The following is a 6,000-nucleotide window of genomic DNA, read 5'->3' on the forward strand; positions in this document are numbered from 1 at the left end:
CGAACAACGCGACAGCGGTCTCCCGCTGCCGCTCAGACAACGAGCTTCGTGGATGCAACGAACCACTCCCCGAGAGTCAGAACTGGATTCCCAGTCCAACTTCCGGGGAGCGGTTCGGAGGATGACGGCCCTTCCTTCACATGCGCCGCTCCAGCTTTCCGATCACCGGATCGACGTGATCGTGATTTCCGTGTCGCCGCCGACTTCCGTGAGTTCGCCGCTGAAGACATCGTTCTGCGGGAACAGACACTGGTACCCGTCCTGGTTCCAGGACGTCACCTGCATCACCTTCCTGGCCGAGTCGCCCTGGAAACGGCCGGACGCGACTTTGCCTTCCCAGATGACGCTTGGACCGTCGACATCGACCTTGTTGTAAACGATCTTGCTCTGCTTGGGCTCCTCGCTGTAGTCCCAGGTGATCGTTTCCTCCACCGGAGCAACGGTGGTGCGGACGCTCTGGCACGACACTTCGTTCGTCGAAGAGTTGTGCCCATCGCCGGGCCGTCCGGTCACGCAGTCGTTGTACTGGCTGTTGGTCGTGCTGGTAACCGACCTCACCGTCGCGATGATGGAGGGAGAGAACGTCGATCTGAACGAGCCTTTACAACTCGCGTTGACGCCGGCTGCCGAGGCAGGCGTGATCAACACCGTGATCGAGCCTGTGACCAGCGCCGCGGCACAGGCCACCATGGTGAATCGTCGTCGGTTCATGACTGTTCCCTTCTCATCCGATTGATATTCCATTCACTCGATCCGTGCGTGTTCGACGAAGCACGGCGTCGAGGAACGCGGTGGTGAAGGCGGTGCCGCTGCACCGGCCACGGTGAAGACGCCCACGAGCTCATCCGCAATGGACTGTCGCCCTCGTTCTTCCGCCGGAGCTGCGGATCAGCGCAGCATCGTGTCGAGGAGTGAGTTGGTGAACACCCGGTGTGGATCGAGCGTGTCGAGCGCATGCACCGCCCAGTTCCAGTCCACGTCCGAACCCGTGCGGTAGCTTTCCGGGATCCTGTGCGACAGCAGGGTTTCGCTCGCCCAGCGCGCCGAGTCGGTGTAGCCCCAGCCCTTCGACCATTCCACGCGCACCATCGCGTCCACGCCGCAGTAGCGGCTCAGCAGGAACTCCTCGAGCTCGCGGTAGAACCGGTTCGAGCTCGCGGTGCCGGGGTGGGTCAGGATGTCCAGCCACACGGCGATGTCCCACTCGGGATGCGCGTCATGCGGCCTGGCTGCCGACAGTGCGGGTGCGCGGGCACCGGCGACTCTCACGTCCCCTGGCACATCGAGACCGGTCACCCGAAAGTCGGCAGGCCCGTTGATCGGGTAGTCGCCCCGAGCCGCGTACTCGCCGAGCAGTTCGGTGTAGCGGGTGGCGATCTCGTGCAGCACCTGCTGAAGGTTCGCGCGTCGGGTGAGAATCGCGTACCCGTTGGCGTGCAGGCGTGCCGTGGTCGGCTTGATGTAGAGCTGAAGGTTCTTCGACCGGCCCCACAGATCCGCCGACCGCGTCGTGACGAGTCCGGTGGCGACGACCTCGTACTGCAGTTGGCCCAGAGTCGGCGCGAGAAACGTCGCGCCCTCCGTGATCTGCCGGTAGAGCTCCGCCATCTCCTCGGGTATTGAGTCCGAGAACGGGTAGTTGTAGGGCTCGCGCGTTTCCCGTGACGACTTGGGTTTGATCGGACTGACGGTCCACACCTTCAGCCAAGGGGCATCCGTGAACGGGAGCCAGATGGCGTCGACGCGCCCCGTCTCCTCCACGAAACCTGCGAACGTTCGTGCTCCCGGTGTGCCGGGCGCGGCGAACAGTTCCGCGGCGGAGATGTCCACCGTGCTGACGCACCGCAGGTTGCTGTTCACACCGACCCGGAGCACGGCCTCCGTGACGAATCCCCGGCCCAGACAGGTCAGCAGCGCAGAGCACAACCGTTCACCACGGTGGAAGGTGCGCAACGCATAGCGACGGCGCGCGTTGTCCCAGACCACCGCGGTCAGTGAGACCACCAGGTTGCTCAGTGAGCCGAACGTGTGTCCCTCGCTCAACACCTCGTCGGCGGCGGGCAGGGAGCTGCCGTGACCGTTGATCGCCAGCACACCTCCCAGCGTGAGATCACCGGGGGCCGGTGTGTTCGTGACACCCAACCCGTTGTCTTCCAAGAACTGCAGCAAAGCGTCCATGGAGATACCGGTCTGCGCGCGCACCGCCGACGGCGACGCGTTCACGACCTCGACGGCGGTGAGGTACGTCCTCGTGTCCAGCAGAACGGTTTTGGCGGAGGTCTCCACGCCCGGGACCGTCAGCGGCGCCCAGCCGTGCCGGAAGCCCTGCGCCCGCAACGTGTACCCGTGCACGTGCGCCCAATTGGCCAGCAGGACGACATCCTCAGCGGTGCGGGGCTCGCACGTCCACACGCCGTCGACCTCGATCTCATGCGCCCAGTTCCGGTATGCCTGCCGGTACACCACGATGGACGACGGAAAGCCGGGCGGTGGCTCACCCCCCTCCGCAGCACCCGCGAACAGCCGCCCGATCGGAATCAGTGACGCGCCTGTCCCGAGCGAAGCCGCCAGAAACCGTCGACGGGACCAACCGGTGTCCTCCTCCGACGCGTCGCACACAGCGCAGTCCTCGCTTCCTCGGCGGTCAAGTCCGTCACACACAACATCGCGCATTCACCAGGTTCGTTATGGCCCATACGGGTGTACACATTGCTCTTAATGGGTCATGTTCTCGCTGTGTCCGAACTTCGGCCGATGTCGTTTTTCTCGGGACTGTTCCCTAGATTCATCCGCGCGGTCTCCTGGGTCTGTTCCCTAAATAGCCCCAGGGCGACTTCTGGTGTTCGTGTGGTCAGGCGGCGTGGTCGGGGATCAGCTGGGAGACGTCGTAGCCCTGCTCGATCAGTTCGGCGATGAGCCTGCGGGCGCGTTGTGCCTGGTGTTGGAGCGAGCGGGGCTTGTGGTCGAAGTAGTCGAGGCCGAGGTCGTGGTAGGCGACGTCGTGGGTGAGCATGTGCCAGGTCGCGGTGAGGATCTTGTGCTGGACGGCGACTTGAGCGCGTAGCGGACCGCGGCGTTTCCGCAGCCGGTGGTAGTAGCTCTTCAAGTAGTTGGGGTGGCTGCGGGTTTGGGCGATGATGCCGGCTGCGATCCCGAGCCAGCCCCGCAGATAAGGATCGCCGTGGGTGGTGGCCGAGGACAGCTCCCGGCCGGCGGAGCGGTTGTTGCCTGGGCAGACCCCAGCCCAGGAGGCGAGATGACCTGGAGTGGGGAAGACGGTCATGTCGGTCCCGATGGAACCGATGATGCCGCAGGCGATCCGGTCAGAGATCCCAGGGATGGTCATCAACAGTTCCTTGGCTCGCGCAAAAGGACGCATCGCCTGCTCGATCTTGACCGCGTAGGCGGCCAGCTGCGCGTCGAGCATGTCGATCTGGGCCAGCACTTGGCCGATCATGAACGCCGAGGCGTCGCTGAACCGGGCGATCTGCAACGCCTCCCGCAGCTGCGGGATCTTCGCCCGCAACCGTCCTTTGGCCATCTCAGCCAGCGTGGCCGGATCGCGCTCGCCGGCCACGATCGCCTCCAGCATCGCCCTGGTGGAGGCGCCCAGCGTGTTCGAGGTGACCGAAGAGATCTTCAGGCCGCTCTCCTCGATCAGCTTCTCCAACCTGTTGATCACCCTTGCTCGATCGCGGGCCAGATGCGTGTGCTGACGCGTCAGCTCCCGCAAGTCCCGGATCGGTGGTGGCGGGACGAAACAGGAACGGACAAGGTCGTGCTGGACCAGCTGGGCCAGCCACTGGGCGTCCTTGACATCGGTCTTACGTCCCTTGACCTGCTTGACATCACGCGGGTTGACCAGCTGTGCCTCGAACGAGGCTTCCAGCAGATAGAACACGGGCTTCCAGTACGCGCCGGTGGCTTCCATCGCCACCACCTGCACTCGATGAGCGGCCAGCCACCCGGCCAGGTCCAGCAGCCCCCGCGTCATCGTCGAGAACGTCTTGGTCTGGGAACGAAACCTGCCGTTCTTGTCCGGAACCCGAACGCAGGCAACAAGTTCTCGCTTGCCGATGTCCAGACCGGCGACCCGTGAGAAGCGATCTCCATGCCGTCATCGACTGTCACGGTCTCGCTCATAGCGGACCTCCACGAGCTGCGAAGTTTCATGTCGTTCTTGCGGCGGGCCGAGCCGGGAGGGATCCGGTAACAGAACGCACTCTGTTCCACGTGCTCACTGGCAACAATTCACGGGCCCACAACCCACGATCCCCGCGCCAGGCTGTCAAACGGGCTCGCTCGGCACCACGGACCCTCGGCGTCACCCAGCCCGGCCCGCACCAATTTTGTCCGCTCACCACGCCCGCACGCCAGGACGGGCTCACACACTGTCAAACGAGCGGCTCTGGCTCGTAGTCGGTGGTGACGCGGAGTGGCCGTCAGGGCAGAAGGATGCGGTGGCGGAGAAGGTTGAATCCCGCGCGTCCGTGCATCTGTCTCATGATTCTTTTGGTGCGGGTGTTGACGCCTTCGGTGCGGCCGTTGTGGTAGGGCAGGGTGACGGCACCGTCCACTGCGGACCGGTCGATCTCGATGCCGTTGGTGAGACTGCGTAGATGCGGCAGATCGACGGCGCGAGCCTCCGCGATCCACTCGGTGAGCTTCACGTCGTTGCCCGCGGCCGGTGTCAGCAGTGTGGCGAAGCCGCGTATCAGCCTGGCGAGTGCGGTCATCTCTGGGCAGGCTGCGGCGATTTTCTCCAGCAGGGTCGTGTCCTTCGGGCGCAGGTTCTCAGGTTTGGTGAGCAGCAGGCGACTGGCGTGACGGGAGGTCGTGACGGGGCGGTCGCCTTCGGCGCGGCCCTGGTTGAGGTAGCGGACCAGAAGGTTGGCGCTGCCGGTGTAGCCCAGTTTGCGGATCTCCGCGAGCAGTAGGGTGACAGGGATCGCGGGATCGGCCGCGCGGCGGCCGCGCAGATGTTCACGGTAGGGGTCGGGCGGTAGGTCGGGGTGATGCGCAGGGCCTGAGGTTCGGGCATGCGGGCGTAGCGTTTGACCGTGTTCAGAGCCACGCCGAGGCGGCGGGCGCAGTCGAGCAGCCCGACTCCTTGGCCGAGTAGATCGTGGACCTTGTTCCAGCGTTCGCGTGTGGCCTGCTCGTGAACGCCGCCGGGGCGGGGCGGGTTGACGGTGGCCCAGCATCCGGTGAGTTTGTTCGCCTTCTGTGACGGCGGTTGTTCATGAAGCCGGACGGCAGGGCTTGATCGCCCAGGTCGATGTTCGCGAATTTTGACGTCAGGGTTGCCTGCGGTGGGAGCATGGTGGCTTCACGTGTGCCCCCAGGCTCCATCGGCCGATCGTCGTGCTCGCGTTCTCCCAGCCGAAGAGGCCGAAATGCTCGTCGTAGAACACGGTCCAGTCGAGACGATCAGCTGATGTGGGCGCGCGGTCGAGCCGGAGACTGGTGGTTCGGAACGAGTACAGCACCGCGAATCGAAGCCGCCGAGGATCGCCGGTGTCCGCGGCCGTGCGCTGCAGCAGCAGCGGAATCGCGAGCAAGCGCCTCCAGAACCAGCGCGAGAAGAACAAGAACACGCCGAGGACGGCGCGAGCTATCACGTAGTCGGCGCATACCACCACAACGAGCCAAGGCCAGGCAGCCGTCCCGATGAGCAGGTTGTCGTGCCAGGCGTCAACTCTGTGCCACCACGTGGACATCATCGGCATCACTCGGTCGAGGATCTGGTCAGTGGTCACCGGATGCCGTCTCTCGCGCATCGAGTGTCGCGATGTCCTCGGCCGCCAAACGGAGGGCTTCGCCGTAGTGCATCCCGCCAGCCTGATCTCCACGCGCGATTGGAGCAGTGCCCACGACCAAAGCTACTGGCCGGGGCACTGCCATGCAGGGCGCGCACCATCCCGCAATCGATCACCGCACCGGCCAGACGCAAACCGGGATCGTTCAGGTCACTACGGCGCGAGTGCGAAGGTAACCCGA

The 6,000-nt window shown here is 64.8% G+C and carries 4 protein-coding genes and 1 pseudogene; all 5 read right to left on the reverse strand.

Translation table 11 applies throughout. The features are described from left to right. Window positions 1-162: 162 nt before the first annotated feature. Window positions 163-744, reverse strand: coding sequence for a hypothetical protein (locus ABFX45_RS41985; protein WP_346136556.1), 582 nt, complete (start codon window positions 742-744; stop codon window positions 163-165). Window positions 745-888: 144 nt separating this feature from the next. Then, the gene (locus ABFX45_RS41990; RefSeq protein ID WP_346136558.1) at window positions 889-2,466 is read right to left on the reverse strand and encodes a cholesterol oxidase substrate-binding domain-containing protein; all 1,578 of its coding nucleotides are present in this window, start codon (window positions 2,464-2,466) and stop codon (window positions 889-891) included. 385 nt (window positions 2,467-2,851) lie between these two features. After that, on the reverse strand, window positions 2,852-4,084 hold the full coding sequence (locus ABFX45_RS41995; protein ID WP_346136562.1) for an IS110 family RNA-guided transposase: 1,233 nt from the start codon (window positions 4,082-4,084) through the stop codon (window positions 2,852-2,854). A gap of 358 nt (window positions 4,085-4,442) precedes the next feature. Beyond that, window positions 4,443-5,203 (reverse strand): annotated as a pseudogene (locus ABFX45_RS42000) (transposase); the annotation flags it as partial. Window positions 5,204-5,297: 94 nt separating this feature from the next. Beyond that, the gene (locus ABFX45_RS42005) at window positions 5,298-5,759 is read right to left on the reverse strand and encodes a hypothetical protein (RefSeq protein WP_346136560.1); all 462 of its coding nucleotides are present in this window, start codon (window positions 5,757-5,759) and stop codon (window positions 5,298-5,300) included. Window positions 5,760-6,000 lie beyond the last annotated feature (241 nt).

Origin of the sequence: Lentzea roselyniae (genome assembly GCF_039537795.1) — a bacterium.
GTDB lineage: Bacteria > Actinomycetota > Actinomycetes > Mycobacteriales > Pseudonocardiaceae > Lentzea > Lentzea atacamensis.

Coding starts and splice junctions, on each gene's coding strand:
- ABFX45_RS41985 (WP_346136556.1), bottom strand. CDS start 744: ATGGAATATCAATCGGATGAGAAGGGAACAGTCATGAACCGACGACGA.